This window comes from Psychrobacter sp. 1U2 (assembly GCF_051847575.1).
On record NZ_JBPYDC010000012.1, the window covers coordinates 1 to 14075 of the forward strand.

Sequence of the window (14075 nt, forward strand, 5' to 3'; positions counted from 1 at the left end):
ACAGCGTTGCGCTTGACTTTGCTGACGCCCCAGTCTTTAGCGGACAAGTCAAAGCTAATGGCTTTGATGCCAGTAGTGCTAAGATTGTCAACGTCGCTAACGGCGCCACCACAGCGAACAGCAAAGACGCCATCAACGGTGGACAGCTCAATACTGCAGCGGGATCTATCGCCACCAACCTTGGCGGCGACTCAGAGTATGATCCTACTACGGGTACCGTAAAAGCCCCAACTTATACCTTAAACAGAGGTAACAACACCACTGACACCACAGACTATAACAACGTAGGTGATGCGCTTGGTAACCTAGATACTCGCACTACCACCAACACGGGCAACATCGCCACCAACACCACGAATATCGCAGGCTTAACCAACGGCACCGCAGGTATCGTCCGTCAAGACGCTGGTACAGGCGCCATCACAGTAGGCGCTCAAACAGGTGGCAGCAGTGTTAGCTTTGCCAATTCAGCGAATGAAACCCGTAAGCTTACCGGTATTGCCAAAGGAACAGCTGCCACTGACGCTGTGAACTTCTCACAATTGGCTGAAACTGAACTCACAAGCTCAGTGGTTGCAGGCAATAACACCAGCGTAAGTTCGACCACCACAGGCAACAACACCGCCTACACCGTCAATGCTGAAAAGAGCACCGTCTCTGCTGCGACAGATGGTGGTTTAGACGTTACTGCAGGCACCACCACAAATGACGTCACCGACTATGCGGTTGGCTTAAATGCCGACACCAAAGCCAGCCTTGGTAGAGCGGACAGTGCCGTTCAAACCATCAGCTCAAACGACAGCAACGTGACCGTATCAAGAACCGGTAACAGCGTTGCGCTTGACTTTGCTGACGCCCCAGTCTTTAGCGGACAAGTCAAAGCTAATGGCTTTGATGCCAGTAGTCAGAAGCTCACGAATGTCAAAGCAGGCAGTGACACCACAGATGCAGTCAACGTTGGCCAATTAGATGCTGTATCAGCAGTGGCTAACAACTCAGTCCAGTATGACAGCGCAGCCAAAACCAGCGTCACTTTAGGCGGCACAGGGTCAACGACTCCTGTGACCCTAACTAACGTAGCAAATGGTGATATCAGCACAGGCTCAACCGACGCTGTTAATGGCGGTCAGCTCAGTGCCACCAATGACAGAGTGACTATTAACGAAGGTAACATCTCTGATAACACTGACAACATCACAACCTTGCAAGGCGGCTTCAACCTAGAAACCAATGGTGCAAATACTGGTGCTATTACTGCAGGTAGCACCGTTGATATCGGCACCGCTGATGGTGAAACGAACATCACGGTGAGTAAAACAGGTAACGTCGTTGACTTTGCTTTAAACCCGAACTTAAACGTCACCAGCGTCACCACAGGTAACAGCGTACTCAATAACACAGGCTTTAGCTTCGTTGACGGTACAGGCCCAAGCATTACCACTGCAGGCATCAATGCAAATAACACCAAGATCACCAACCTAACGGATGGTACTGATGACGGCGATGCGGTGAACTTTGGTCAGCTATCATATATTACTGACAACATAACCGCTGGCGGTGTTCAGTATGATCGCAATGCAGATGGTAGCGTTAATTATGATCGTATTATTGCTGGTAACGGTAAAGGCACCCCTGTTGTTATTGAGAAAAATACGGATGGCGAATATGTTGTTGTCAGCGGCGGCACCGTTATTACTAATGTCGCTAATGGCGTCAATGCAGACGACGCTATCAACAAAGGTCAACTAGATAGTATCGTTGCTAATAACATCACTGATGTCGAAATCAAGGATCAAAATGGCAATGTAATAAAAACGGAAAATGTCACTCAGAACGTCATCAATACTAAAGTCAGCACCAACTACGATGACAATAAAGACTCTTTATTCTTAACCTATAACAAAGAAGGTCAAGAAGTGACGGATCGCCTAACCATTGGCGAGACAGTACAAAAAATGAATACGGAAGGGGTGAAATTTGCTCACACTAATGCAAGTCCTCAAAGTAAAGGAGATATTGCTAGTGGTGTGACAAATGACTCCAGTGCTGGCGGCCTTGATTCAACCGCTATAGGTGTTAACGCTATTATTGAAGCCAATGCTGACAATACTGTTGCTCTTGGTTTAGATACTTTAGCCAAATCAACCGCCAAAAATTCTGTAGTTATTGGTAACCAATCAGTAGTCGCTGGTGCATCATCAATCGCCATTGGTGATAGCTCTCAAGCCAATGGTAATCAGTCTATCAGTATAGGTACGGGTAATATCGTCAATGGTAATAACTCTGGCGCATTCGGTGACCCAAGTATTATCAACGGTAGCAATAGCTATTCAGTAGGTAATAGCAACGCTATTGTTAGTAATGATAGCTTTGTCCTAGGAAATAATGTGTCGCAAACAATGGAAGGTTCTGTTGTTCTAGGTACAGGTTCTGGCGCTACTACTGGCGCAGATGTTGTAGGTTATCTAGCCACTAACAGTATGGGCGGAGTAATCAATCAAGGTATTTTTAATACTCGAAGCACTACAGGAGCAGTTGCTGTAGGTAATGCTACCAGTGGTGTATATCGTCAAATTACAGGTGTCGCTGCTGGTACGGCTGACTCTGACGCTGTCAACGTCTCGCAGTTAAAAGCGGTCAGTGACGCACTTGGTGATAGTAATGCCTCGCTTAGCAATGCTGCGGTACAATATGACAAAAACCCAGATGACACAGTCAACAAAGGTAGCATCACGTTAGGCGGCGGTGCTGAAGGGACCACTATTACTAACGTAGCCAATGGTGTTCAAGCATCAGATGCAGTTAATAAAGGTCAGTTAGATAATCTTGGTAGCGGTGTCGCTGGCATTATCGGTGGCGATGCTGCTTATGACGCTGATGGTAACTTGACTGCTAGTAACATCGGCGGCACTGGTCAAGGTAACATTAGTGATGCGATTGCTGCTGTTAATCAAGGTAATGCTCAAGCTAATGAGGATATCCAAGCCAATAGCGAAGATATCCAAGCTAACGCTGATAGACTTGATTCTGGTTTAAGCTTCGGCGCTGATAGTGGTGATAACATCAATAAGTCGATAGGTGATAGTACTGCTGTCAGTTTCCAAGGTAGTAATAATATCAGTACAACCACGACTGATAGTGGTATTAAGTTCGACTTGAATGGCAATATCAGTGTAGACAGCGTTACTACCGGTAACACCGTGGTTAATAACAACGGTGTGACGATCAAAGATGGCCCAAGCATTACTACAAACGGTATCGATGCGGGCGGCAAGACTATCACAGGCGTTGCTGATGGTGTCGAAGTCAATGATGCTGTCAATCTAGGTCAGCTAAACGCTCTAGATAGCAAGCTGAGCAATAGCGTCAATGATCTAGGGTATAAGATTGGCGAAGTCGAAGATGACGCTAATGCCGGTATTTCAGCGGCGATGGCGATGTCTTCACTACCACAAGCCTACATCCCTGGTAAGTCTATGGTCGGTGGCGGTGTCGCAACTTACAACGGCGAGAGCGCGGTTGCAATTGGGGTCTCAAGAGTCTCTGATAATGGTCGTTGGGTCATGAAGATCAACGGTACCGCAGATACTCAAGGCAATGCTGGCGGCGCGATTGGCGCAGGCTTTCATTTCTAATATAGCTACTACTCTTAATGACAGCGCTTGTTTTGGATAGACAAGCGCTTTCACACCAAATATAAGATCTATTGAGGAATGAATAATGAAAAAATCTCTGTATCGTAACAGTATTGTCCTTGCCGTAATGCTCATGTCAGCAGTTGGATGCACCCGTAATGTCAGTAGCAACTTGACTGACAATGGTCACGTCAATGCTAGTGATTTAGTGTTTCCAGCAACCGATGAGGCTTGGCAACAAGAAGGTAAATTCGTTAACGAAGATAATCTAGCTAAGATAAGAGCTGGCGTCAATAAAGATGAGCTGTATCAGCTTATCGGCCCGCCGCACTTTAGCGAAGGTTACAAAGCGCGCGAATGGGATTATATCTTTAAGTTTTATGATGAAAATGATCAAGTTAAGATCTGCCAATACAAGGTCATCTTTGATAAAGAGTATAGAGGTCAGGAGTTTTATTGGTTGCCTGCCGATTGCGCTCCTAACACAGCGGCTAGCATGCCATATGCACCCGTAGCCGTGACGCCGCCTATGACAGAGCGTATCAATCTAGGCGCTGATGCTTTGTTTGCTTTTGATAAGTCTAGTGCTCAAGACATCATACCAGATGGCAGATATGAGCTTGACGCTCTAGCACAAAAGCTCAGAGAATATCAGCAGATGGGCAGCAGCCGTGTACTTATCACAGGTCATACCGACCGTAAGGGTGATGAGGCGTATAATATGAGATTGTCGACTCAGCGTGCTCATACCGTGGCCAACTACTTAGTCAGCCAAGGAGTGAACCCAAATACCATCTCAGCAGTAGGGGCAGGGGAGATGCAGCCAGTACAACAGTGCTCAACGTCGCTACCACGTCAGCAAGAGATTGCTTGCTTGCAGCCGAATCGCCGTGTCACTATCGACGTGACCTTTATGCAATAGCTGTTTCTACCTTTTGGACGCTTCATAAATCCATGTTATCTGTAAAGGAGGGGCTAATCATAAGTTAGCCCCTTCTTTTTGCGTTATTTTTGGACGGTAGACGCCCCTCAAAGTAGGTGAGAGTTTAATTATTAGGTGTCAAACTCAGCCAACATTGACGTAATGCGCTCGTCCTTCTGACGCCACAGCTGTTCAACCCAAGCAAACATTTGCTCTTTGGTAGCCGCGTCGTTCTCATAACCACCCTTTTGAATACTAGCAAATAGCTCGTCAGGGATTTCGATATGCCGGACATCGACACCTAAACGCTTAATATTACCTTGCCACAACTCGCCATAAGTCGGTATGCCATCAGGATAGACTATAGTCATATCTAAGATACCATCGATCTCATTGCCCAAAGCATTGATCGCTAGCGCTAGACCACCGGCGCGTGGTTTAAGCAAATGCGTATAGGGCGATTGCTGAGCATCACGCTTTTTTGGCGTGAAGCGCGTACCTTCTAAGTAATTAAGTAAGGTAAAGGGCTTATCTTTTAATAGCGCACAAGCACGTTTAGCTTCGACGATATCTTTGCCCGCGAGTGCTGGGTTTTTGGTCACCGCTTGCTTAGAGTGGCGGCGCATCATCGGAAAGTCTAAAAAGTAAAATGTCTGACCAACAATGGGGATATATATCAACTCAAACTTAGTAAAAAACCGCGTCAAAGGCAGTCGATCACGACTGATATATTGTACGATACTAGTATCGACCCACGATTGATGGTTGCTGACCAGTAAGTATTTACCGTGGACATTGACATCATCGGGTAGGCTAATGCGCCAGTCTTTTTTGGGTAAGATGGTATCGATCAAGGTATTATTACTATTGATCCAATAGTTAGCGATTTTTATCACGGTTTTGTCAGCGATGTCAGCGCCAGTAATGATCTTGGTAGCGCCCATGAGCCAAATAGGGATACTACCGGCGAAACTATTACCAACAATGACCCCTGTCGCTGTTGCTAGCGAGACCGCTTTGCCGAGTTTTGGCGTACGTTCATGCATTTTTTGAAAAAGTGAGTTGAGGCGCATAGCAAACCTTTCCTATTATTATTGCTGCTTATTTAACTGTTCTTATTTAACTGTTCTTATTTAACGGTTTTCATTTAGCTACTACAGTGCCTATTATTTATGGCGGTAACATTATGACACAATTCTAGCAGAAATTCGGCGCAGCTTAGGCTGGCTAGCGTGACTGGCGGTAACAAAACATAGCAGTGCGCTCAAACTGACAAAGCGCAACTTTATATTTAACAACAAAGGATGATGACTACTCATTTTTAGGGATAGCTTTAAGCGGATAAAATTGTTTAGAATGAAGTAACGGAATTAGTTCATACTATTAAAGAGCCAACACAGTAAAGGATGACACCATGCAAAATGACATGACAAAAGATTCAGTATCAGATTCAGTATATACAGCACAAGACTCTGTACTAGATAAGGTAAAAGATAACGTCAGCGCAGCAGAGTGGCAGATGCGCGTCGATTTGGCCGCTTGTTATCGGCTAATAGCCATGTATGGTTGGGATGATTTGGTCTTCACCCATATCTCAGCGCGTGTACCCGATAGCGAAGATGCCTTCTTGATTAACCCTTATGGCTTATTGTTCGAAGAGATCACCGCCTCAAATTTAGTGAAAGTCAATCAAGCCGGCGAAAAAGTCGCTGCATCTCCTTATGATATCAATCCGGCAGGATTTACTATTCATAGCGCGGTACATGAGGCGCGTAGTGATGCTCATTGCGTGATTCATTTGCATACCAGCGACGGCGTTGCAGTGTCCACGCAAAAGCAGGGACTACTACCTATCTCGCAGCAATCGCTATTTCCATTATCAAATTTGGCTTACCACGATTACGAAGGAGTGGCGCTAAACCCCGATGAAAAAGTACGTTTGGTCGCTGATTTAGGCGATGCTAACTTTATGATTCTGCGTAATCATGGCTTGCTGACTTGTGCGAGCAGCGTTGCAGACGCTTTTCTTTTTATGTATATCACGCAAAGAGCTTGTGAGGTGCAAATCAAAGCGCAAAGCGGTGGCCATGAGCTCACTAAGATACCGCCGCAAATCTTAGCCGGTATTCAAGCGGCATCAACAGAGGTGACCAAAGGCGCTGGCGGTGATATCGCTTGGCCGGCACTGCTGCGTAAGCTACACCGTACCGATCCGTCTTTTGCGGAGTAGCTAATGATTACTCTGCAGCAGTGGCGACAACAAGGGCAGCTTGAGTCGATCAAGGGGCAGCAAATTTTTACCCGTCGTGGCGGTGATAACAATGCCCCAGCGCTGGTGTTAATACATGGTTATCCAAGCGCCAGCTGGGACTGGGAGGGAATGTGGCAGACGCTGACGGAGCGCTATTATGTGATTACGCTCGACATGTTAGGGTTTGGTTTTTCTGCTAAGCCTAAAGACGCGCGCTACTTGATAACAGAGCAGGCAGATATTTTTGAGCAGTATTTGCATAAGCTTGGTATCACGGAGTATCATATTCTAGCTCATGATTACGGGGATACGGTAGCGCAGGAGTTGCTTGCCAGGCAGCATGAGGGTAGTGCAAAACAGCGTATCGCTAGTGTTGGCTTGCTAAATGGTGGTCTGTTCCCAGAAGCTCATAAGCCAGTCTTAATTCAAAAATTGCTACTATCGCCTTTGGGACCCTTAGTCTCCAAGCTTTTTACTAAGCCCAAATTTGCGGATAATCTAAAGCGCATTTTTGGTCCTAATACGCCGCCGACTCCTGAGGTTGTCGATAGCCTATGGCAGCTGCTCAACCATAATAATGGTCTTGCGGTGATGCATAAACTCATTGATTATATTCCGCAGCGTCAGCAACACCGTGAGCGTTGGGTCGGAGCTATTATTAAGAGTAGCGTTCCGGTCACGCTCATTAATGGCGTCAAAGATCCCATCTCAGGTAAGCATATGGTCGAGCGCTATCGGCAATTAATCCCTAAAGCCAATGTCACTGAGTTGCTAGAGTTAGGTCATTATCCGCAGCTTGAAGAGGCTGAAGCGGTGACGACAGCTTATTTACAGTTTAGAGAAAGTCTACATTAATGAGGATTTACTATTAAAAACAAGTAACGACTAAAAAGGACTCACTATGAAACGCGCCGCCCAACTACAACCTCTGTCTCGTCAACATCACCTAGGTCTCAATATCTCTCGCCATGCAAAAGAGTGCCCTGATAATCCTGAAGACATCAGTCAACACTGGTTGAAGCTCACTTCTTACCTTGATGATTTGCAAATTCATTTTGAGATTGAGGATCATCTAATCGCCACGGCGCTACTGCCTTATAGTATTAGTAAGCCCGAAGTCGCCTCAGCGCTCACGACGCTCGATGAGCAACACAAATCTCTACATGCTCTCATGGAGCAAACTCAAGACTCTGCACACTCTCAAAGCCATCCTATCAGTGTTACCCAAGTCAAAAAACTCGCCACTTTGCTATACGATCATATTCGTTTTGAAGAGCGCGAACTGTTTCCTATTGCTGAGCGTTACCTGACAACAGCGGAGTTAGATGCTATTTATGCCGCCAGTCCTGATAACGTCAAACGCTCAGGTGAGAGCCGCTAAAAACGGTGCTGATACAATAGATCAAGGCGCTAGATCACAAAAGCGATCACTGAACCGGCAGATAGCCGGCGGCAGAAAAGTACTGTTGTCCAGCTGTATAGCGTAGATACTCTGAAAAACCGTGAGCGACAGGGCGATCACTGAGTACGATGCCGTCTTGTAATATCGGCGGATAGGAAGTCGGTGCTAAGGTATAGAACTGCTCAGGCTTTGCTTTGATCGCGGTCAGCTGTGCTTGCGCAACAAACCCATAATCGACACTGCCAGTATGCACGTATTGAAAGGCTTGGCCGATATTCTCAGCTTGTATCAGACGTTTTTGTTCTATCATAGAGTCGTAGCTATTTTGGCTTTGTAGAAACGCTTTGGCAGAGTCGCCATAAGGCGCTAGCTGCGGGTTAGCAATAGTGACCTTAACAAATTTCGCCATCAATAATTCATTCAAAGTAGATGGGTTAAGTGCATTTAAAGGATGAACAACGCTATAGAGCGCCAGCTGACCTTGAGTGTAAGTAAACGGCTGAATGCCCTTTTGGCCAGTCGCCTTATCAGGCGTTAGTATTTCTGCAGCTAGCTTGGCTGGAAACTCTTGATTAGCAGATAAGAAAATATCGTAAGGTGCGCCTGAGATGATTTGCGCGTATAGCTTACCTGAGGAGGCATAAGTGACCTCAATCTCTAAAGCCGGTAAGTGGTTGTCGATTTTATAACCTTCGACGACTTTAGGTAAGACGTCTGATAAGTTGGCAGCAGCAGCGATACGTAACGTTTGAGTCGACTCAGGTTTATCTATAGCGCTGTCTTTACCACAAGCAGTGAGCGTAACTGCTAAGCAGAGTACCGTTATTACTATTGTTTTCATTGTCACTCTAACTTTTGATTATCCAACCGCAAGTGTACCTAACAGCCCTGAGTTTTGAAAACCCTATTTATTTTATAATAGATTAACCATAACGCCTAATTGATTATGGTAATAATAATTATTATCATTTATAATGCCCCTTTAGTGAGGTTATGCTTATAACCGACCAGATGAAATATCACTAAAGAAGCATGCCAACAAAGCAGCTTGATGGCTTATATTGCACTGGTTTCTCGCAAAACTCTCATCTTAATGTCACCCATACCTATAAGTCTTAAATAACTTATAACGCATAAGATGAATCACTCAAATACTATTTGATAAATCGTTATGACTGAAAAAACGAATAAAAAAAACTTTCCAAACCTTTATACAGGGACATTTATTGCTGTAATCGCGCTGCACGCTATTACAGGGTGGGCGCTTGCGAGTGTAAAAACGCCAGAAGTCGCTATCACTGAGCCTGTAGAAACCCCGCCCTTAGAAATTGAAATCATTAAACCTATTATCAAAAAGCCTGAAGTTGTAGAAGTTCAGCCGCAACCTAAACCGGTCCCTGAGCCAAAAGCTGAACCAAAGTCTGAACCCGTATCTACTGTAGCGCCGCAACCTGAGCCTGTACCGCAGTTTAAACCTGAGCCTGAAACTAAACCAGAGCCAAAACCTGAACCTAAAGTAACACCTAAGCCAAAACCTGAAAAACCACTAAATACGCCGCAACCCAAGCAAGAAGTGCAAGATAAAAAAGTAGCAGAACAACAAGCGCTAGCAGAACAAGAGCAGCAGGCAAGACTAAACGCGCAAAAGCAGGCAGAACTTAAAGCCCAAGAAGACGCAAGACTACAAGCGCGAAAACAAGCACGACTAGAAGCGCAAGAACAAGCGCGATTGAACGCGCAAGAGGAAGCGAGAATCGAAGCCGTAGCAGAGGCTAGAAGACAAGCCGCCGAACAAGCGAGAATCAAAGCAGAAGAAGCGGCCAAGCGCCAAGCTGCAGAACAAGCAGCAAGTAATGAGCCTGTGAGTTTTAGCGGTAGCGATGCATCGTGGGCAAGAGAGCCTAATTTTGAGGGTTTAACTCATGAAGCACTCACCTTAAACCTAAGATTTAGAGTCGATAAGCAAGGTAATATCAGCAATATTACAGTAAAGGGTTCAAATGACCGCCGGATAATCCGAGAAGCCAAGCGTCGACTTGGACGCAGTAAATTAAACCCATTTATACAAAACGGCTTACCGGTTACCGGTATTGTGAATTTGTCTATTGCTGTTAGATCTTAAGGGTTATCAACAGACCCTAACCACTATTTATTTTGGGCAACTCAAACAATAAGGAGTCTACAATGGACTTTGCAAGCTACTGGCAATACAGCGATATGGTGACAAGAACATTGTTTTTCTTGCTGTTAGCATTGTCGATACTCTCTTGGGTGACAGGCATTATTCGTATTATCCAAAGCCGCAAATTAGCAGCGACGGTTGCCGACGATTTAGTGCAGAAAATTCAGGCGAGCCGTGCTGAATTGACGGCATCTGATAGTGCAAATCAGCGCCTGGTCACTGAGCAGACGCTACTCAAACATATTGGTCGTTACCGCTTTGCCAGTGAGCGCGGATTGCCAATCTTGGGTACGACGGCTGCCATCGCGCCGTTTATCGGGCTATTCGGTACGGTGTGGGGTATCTTTCACGCCTTGCATAATATTGGTACGACCGGGCAGGCAGGTCTAGCACAAGTGGCAGGGCCTGTAGGGGAAGCCTTGATTATGACCGGTTTAGGTATCGCCGTTGCTATTCCAGCCGTGGTGTTTTATAACCTAGCTATCCGTATCAATCGCCGGGTGATGTATCATGCTAATGACAAAGCTCATGATCTACTAGCGCAGTCTACACGCGATGTGCTACCAAAGACAGAGTCTACTCAGAGAGCGGTAACCAGTGAACGAGTTGCTGCGACAAGCCCCAATAACCAAGCACAGCCTCAGTACTAATATTATTACCAGCGCATTAGTACTAGCATTCAGTCAGTTAGCAATCAAAGGCGTAATGCTGGGCTTATATAAGTACTGGCATAAGTATTGACATAAGTATTGACATAGGCACTGAGAATAACAGATCTAAGAAGAAGACAACTGAGAATAAGAGACAACTATGGCTTTTCAATTAGGTGATGATGACACGCAAAGTATGAATGAGATGAACCTCATTCCGCTCATCGATGTCATGCTGGTATTGATGATTATCTTCTTATTAACAGCGACGGTACTCAATCCAACCGTGCCGCTTAATCTGCCCCAGACCAGTGCTGAGATCAATGAGCCGCCAGTCGATCCTATCCAAATCAGTATTGATAAGGATGCAGGGCTGTTTTGGGATGATAAGGCGATTAGTATGGAGGAGCTTGAGACGCGCTTGCAGGAGCAAGGGACGAGCGGTAATGATCCCTCTATTCAGCTGCGCGCCGATAAAGACAGCCGCTATGACAATGTCGCGCAAGTGCTCGCGGCAGCGAGCGGGGCAGGACTGACGAAGATTGCTTTTGTTAATGAGTAATCAGTCAAAAAAATAATAATAACAATAAGTATGATTAGTACTTTTCTCCAGGCCCTATTAGCGATATAGCTAGTAGGGTTTTTTATGAGAGTAGGATCAAGTTCAAACGTAAGATGCGTTAAGTGCTTTATCTAATCTATGCGTAATATGCGCAGAATAATCGCATGAATTGCCGCATATTTATGACGGGATGTTAATCATCAGGTGTATCAAATAGCTTTTTAATAGGTTTGCTGTGAATGGTGGACTGATTGAAAAGGGATTTGTTAGCCGTATCGCCTTCAGTCCAAAAGTTAATATTAAACTGCGCATCGTCGCTTAATTCGACTCGATGCCAGTACTGCGGAGGACTCACTGCAAACTGCCCAGCTTCAATAACGATAATTTGTTCTGGATCGGTAGCCGCTTCATTAGCAAATCCATAGAAAGTGACTTCTCCTTGCATAACACAAATCTGACCATACACGCCCTCTGCAGTATTGTGATGCGTCAGTAAGGCTTTAGGAACTTTATCTTTGGTAAAGAAATGCGTAGAACGTCTTATTTTCCAGTGACTTGGGATAACTTGAGGTTTCATATTAGCTCCTTGATAAATAAAATAAGCTCAATAAATGATTATACATAAAGGCATTGATTAGATAATGATTATCATTTACATTATTATAGCCCAATCATTCTTTTCGTGAATCCTCCTTTAGTGGTAGTTCTCATATAAGGAATACCGCTTTTGCCCAATATTCAATCTCAATATTAATTGGTAAATTACTCTTATATTCTGGTTGAAATAACTGGTTTTAGAGACAGTGATATCGATAACTATAGCTCCTTTAGTGTTATCACTTGCTGCCAATCAAATAAACGTCTTACGCATGACATAAGATTTAAGCAATCTCTCTAATGCTAGTTGTATTAACTGCTACATTACTTAATGAGGACAGTTTGCTATGCATGCAAAGGAGTTACTTGAGGTTGAACGCCGCGATATAAGGGCGCTGCATTATACTTGGATTGCATTTTTTCTCACCTTTTATGTTTGGTTTAATATGGCACCGCTAGCGACATCTATGCTAGCGACTGAAAGCTATTTGACCCCTGATCATATCAAACTGTTTTTGATTGCCAACGTCGCTTTAACGATTCCGGGACGCGTCATAGTAGGCATGGCGTTAGATCGTTTTGGCCCTCGGCGCGTGTTTTCGATACTCATGGTAGTGATGGCGATACCGACCTGGTTTTTCGCTTTTGGTAACTCAGCGATGCAATTGTTTGTTGCCCGGTTATTTATGTCAATCGTCGGTGCCGGCTTCGTGGTGGGCATTCATATGACCGCGCTATGGTTCAAGCCCAAAGACATAGGTTTTGCTGAAGGGTTCTATGCCGGTTGGGGTAACTTTGGTTCCGCAGCAGCAGCGATTACCATTCCGACAGTGGCGTTGCAGTTTTTTGGCGGTGATGATGGCTGGCGTTGGGCGATTGCGCTATCAGGGCTTTTGATGGCGGCATACGGAGTTGCCTACTGGTTTTTGATCACTGATGGCCCGACCAAAGATACGCATAAAAGAGCACGCAAAGCCGGTGCGCTTGAGGTCTCAAGCTGGCGCGACCTGTTGCTTTATTGTTTATTTATCATTCCGCTATACGGTATTTTGGGCGTGCTAGTTTATCGTACGCAGAATATGGGGTTTTTAAGCGAATCAGGCGCTTTAGGGTTTTATGTGCTGATTGCGGCGGCGGTTATTTATCAGATTTATAAAGCGCTTAGTGTCAATATACCTATGCTCAAGGCGGGTATTCCTGAAGATGATAAGTATCCGTTCACCTCAGTTGCCGCGCTTAATGTCACTTATTTTGCTAATTTTGGTGCTGAGCTTGCTGTAGTCTCTATGCTACCGATGTTTTTTGCGGCGACATGGAAGCTTGATCCAACGGTCGCAGGTCTTGTCGCTTCAACCTTTGCCTTTGTCAACTTATGGGCGCGTCCGCTTGGCGGTTATATCTCCGATAAAGTGGGCAATCGCCGTTTGGTGATGCTCATCTATATGTTTGGTATTGGTATTGGCTTTGGTTTAATGGGACTGTTAAATGCCGAATGGCCGTTATTTATCGCTGTGGTGTTTACTATTTTGTGCTCAGTATTCGTACAAGGAGCGGAGGGGGCAACCTTTGGGATTATTCCTTCTATCAAGCGTCGTTTAACGGGTCAGATATCAGGTATGGCAGGCGCTTATGGTAACGTGGGCGCAGTGTTTTACTTGTTTATATTCACTTTAGTTGAGCCCAATCAGTTCTTCTTTATTATCGCTATAGGCGCCTTTATCGCTTGGGTATTGTGTTTCTTTTGGCTCAAAGAGCCCGAAGGCGCTTTTGGGGACGAGTATCAAATGTCGTCAGTTGATCATCAGATTGCAGCACAGCAAGCTAAGTCATAAACGTTGGCTGTTAATCAAACCCACTTAACGAGGTTAGGTGGG

11 protein-coding genes and 1 pseudogene are annotated in these 14075 nt (G+C 45.2%); 9 read left to right on the forward strand and 3 right to left on the reverse strand.

The genetic code is table 11. The features are described from left to right. Both ACS8FD_RS07330 and ACS8FD_RS07335 read left to right on the forward strand, forming a co-directional pair. A pseudogene (locus tag ACS8FD_RS07330) lies at nt 1-3572 on the forward strand (beta strand repeat-containing protein); the annotation flags it as partial. Nucleotides 3573-3720: 148 nt separating this feature from the next. After that, nucleotides 3721-4557 carry an OmpA family protein gene (locus tag ACS8FD_RS07335; RefSeq protein ID WP_439275186.1) on the forward strand — a complete coding sequence of 279 codons (837 nt, stop codon included), beginning with the start codon at nt 3721-3723 and terminating at the stop codon, nt 4555-4557. 131 nt (nt 4558-4688) lie between these two features. Here the strand turns inward: ACS8FD_RS07335 and ACS8FD_RS07340 are convergent, their stop codons facing one another. Then, complete coding sequence (locus ACS8FD_RS07340; protein WP_439275187.1) at nt 4689-5630, reverse strand: acyltransferase; 942 nt, start codon at nt 5628-5630, stop codon at nt 4689-4691. Between the two features lie 341 nt (nt 5631-5971). Between ACS8FD_RS07340 and ACS8FD_RS07345 the strand changes: the two genes are divergently transcribed. Genes ACS8FD_RS07345 through ACS8FD_RS07355 form a run of 3 tightly spaced genes read left to right on the forward strand, consistent with a single transcriptional unit; the run spans nt 5972 to nt 8189 of the window. Next, nucleotides 5972-6787, forward strand: a complete 816-nt coding sequence (locus ACS8FD_RS07345; protein WP_439275188.1) for a class II aldolase/adducin family protein — start codon at nt 5972-5974, stop codon at nt 6785-6787. Between the two features lie 3 nt (nt 6788-6790). Next, the gene (locus ACS8FD_RS07350; protein WP_439275189.1) at nt 6791-7663 is read left to right on the forward strand and encodes an alpha/beta fold hydrolase; all 873 of its coding nucleotides are present in this window, start codon (nt 6791-6793) and stop codon (nt 7661-7663) included. Nucleotides 7664-7709: 46 nt separating this feature from the next. After that, nucleotides 7710-8189 (forward strand): hemerythrin domain-containing protein, encoded by a 480-nt coding sequence (locus ACS8FD_RS07355; RefSeq protein WP_439275190.1) that lies wholly within the window; start codon nt 7710-7712, stop codon nt 8187-8189. A 46-nt stretch (nt 8190-8235) separates the two neighbouring features. Here the strand turns inward: ACS8FD_RS07355 and modA are convergent, their stop codons facing one another. After that, the gene (gene modA / locus ACS8FD_RS07360; RefSeq protein ID WP_439275191.1) at nt 8236-9051 is read right to left on the reverse strand and encodes a molybdate ABC transporter substrate-binding protein; all 816 of its coding nucleotides are present in this window, start codon (nt 9049-9051) and stop codon (nt 8236-8238) included. A 330-nt stretch (nt 9052-9381) separates the two neighbouring features. Here modA and ACS8FD_RS07365 point away from each other — a divergent pair, with 330 nt between their 5' ends. From ACS8FD_RS07365 to ACS8FD_RS07375, 3 genes are all read left to right on the forward strand, one after another. After that, nucleotides 9382-10332, forward strand: a complete 951-nt coding sequence (locus tag ACS8FD_RS07365) for an energy transducer TonB (RefSeq protein ID WP_439275192.1) — start codon at nt 9382-9384, stop codon at nt 10330-10332. A gap of 62 nt (nt 10333-10394) precedes the next feature. Continuing rightward, on the forward strand, nt 10395-11042 hold the full coding sequence (locus tag ACS8FD_RS07370) for a MotA/TolQ/ExbB proton channel family protein (protein WP_439275193.1): 648 nt from the start codon (nt 10395-10397) through the stop codon (nt 11040-11042). A 160-nt stretch (nt 11043-11202) separates the two neighbouring features. Next, entirely contained in the window at nt 11203-11604 is a 402-nt protein-coding gene (locus tag ACS8FD_RS07375) for an ExbD/TolR family protein (protein ID WP_439275194.1), read from the forward strand. 193 nt (nt 11605-11797) lie between these two features. Here the strand turns inward: ACS8FD_RS07375 and ACS8FD_RS07380 are convergent, their stop codons facing one another. Beyond that, a complete protein-coding gene (locus tag ACS8FD_RS07380; protein WP_439275195.1) occupies nt 11798-12181 on the reverse strand; it encodes a DUF1971 domain-containing protein in 384 nt (127 codons plus the stop codon). 367 nt (nt 12182-12548) lie between these two features. Here ACS8FD_RS07380 and ACS8FD_RS07385 point away from each other — a divergent pair, with 367 nt between their 5' ends. Then, complete coding sequence (locus tag ACS8FD_RS07385; RefSeq protein ID WP_439275196.1) at nt 12549-14033, forward strand: MFS transporter; 1485 nt, start codon at nt 12549-12551, stop codon at nt 14031-14033. Nucleotides 14034-14075: the final 42 nt, after the last annotated feature.

What these genes read in the sequence shown, in the direction of transcription:
- ACS8FD_RS07350 (WP_439275189.1), top strand. Translation starts at nt 6,791, where the DNA reads ATGATTACTCTGCAGCAGTGGCGACAACAAGGGCAGCTTGAGTCGATC.
- ACS8FD_RS07375 (WP_439275194.1), top strand. Translation starts at nt 11,203, where the DNA reads ATGGCTTTTCAATTAGGTGATGATGACACGCAAAGTATGAATGAGATG.
- ACS8FD_RS07385 (WP_439275196.1), top strand. Translation starts at nt 12,549, where the DNA reads ATGCATGCAAAGGAGTTACTTGAGGTTGAACGCCGCGATATAAGGGCG.
- ACS8FD_RS07355 (WP_439275190.1), top strand. Translation starts at nt 7,710, where the DNA reads ATGAAACGCGCCGCCCAACTACAACCTCTGTCTCGTCAACATCACCTA.
- ACS8FD_RS07370 (WP_439275193.1), top strand. Translation starts at nt 10,395, where the DNA reads ATGGACTTTGCAAGCTACTGGCAATACAGCGATATGGTGACAAGAACA.
- modA (WP_439275191.1), bottom strand. Translation starts at nt 9,051, where the DNA reads ATGAAAACAATAGTAATAACGGTACTCTGCTTAGCAGTTACGCTCACT.
- ACS8FD_RS07345 (WP_439275188.1), top strand. Translation starts at nt 5,972, where the DNA reads ATGCAAAATGACATGACAAAAGATTCAGTATCAGATTCAGTATATACA.
- ACS8FD_RS07380 (WP_439275195.1), bottom strand. Translation starts at nt 12,181, where the DNA reads ATGAAACCTCAAGTTATCCCAAGTCACTGGAAAATAAGACGTTCTACG.
- ACS8FD_RS07335 (WP_439275186.1), top strand. Translation starts at nt 3,721, where the DNA reads ATGAAAAAATCTCTGTATCGTAACAGTATTGTCCTTGCCGTAATGCTC.
- ACS8FD_RS07340 (WP_439275187.1), bottom strand. Translation starts at nt 5,630, where the DNA reads ATGCGCCTCAACTCACTTTTTCAAAAAATGCATGAACGTACGCCAAAA.
- ACS8FD_RS07365 (WP_439275192.1), top strand. Translation starts at nt 9,382, where the DNA reads ATGACTGAAAAAACGAATAAAAAAAACTTTCCAAACCTTTATACAGGG.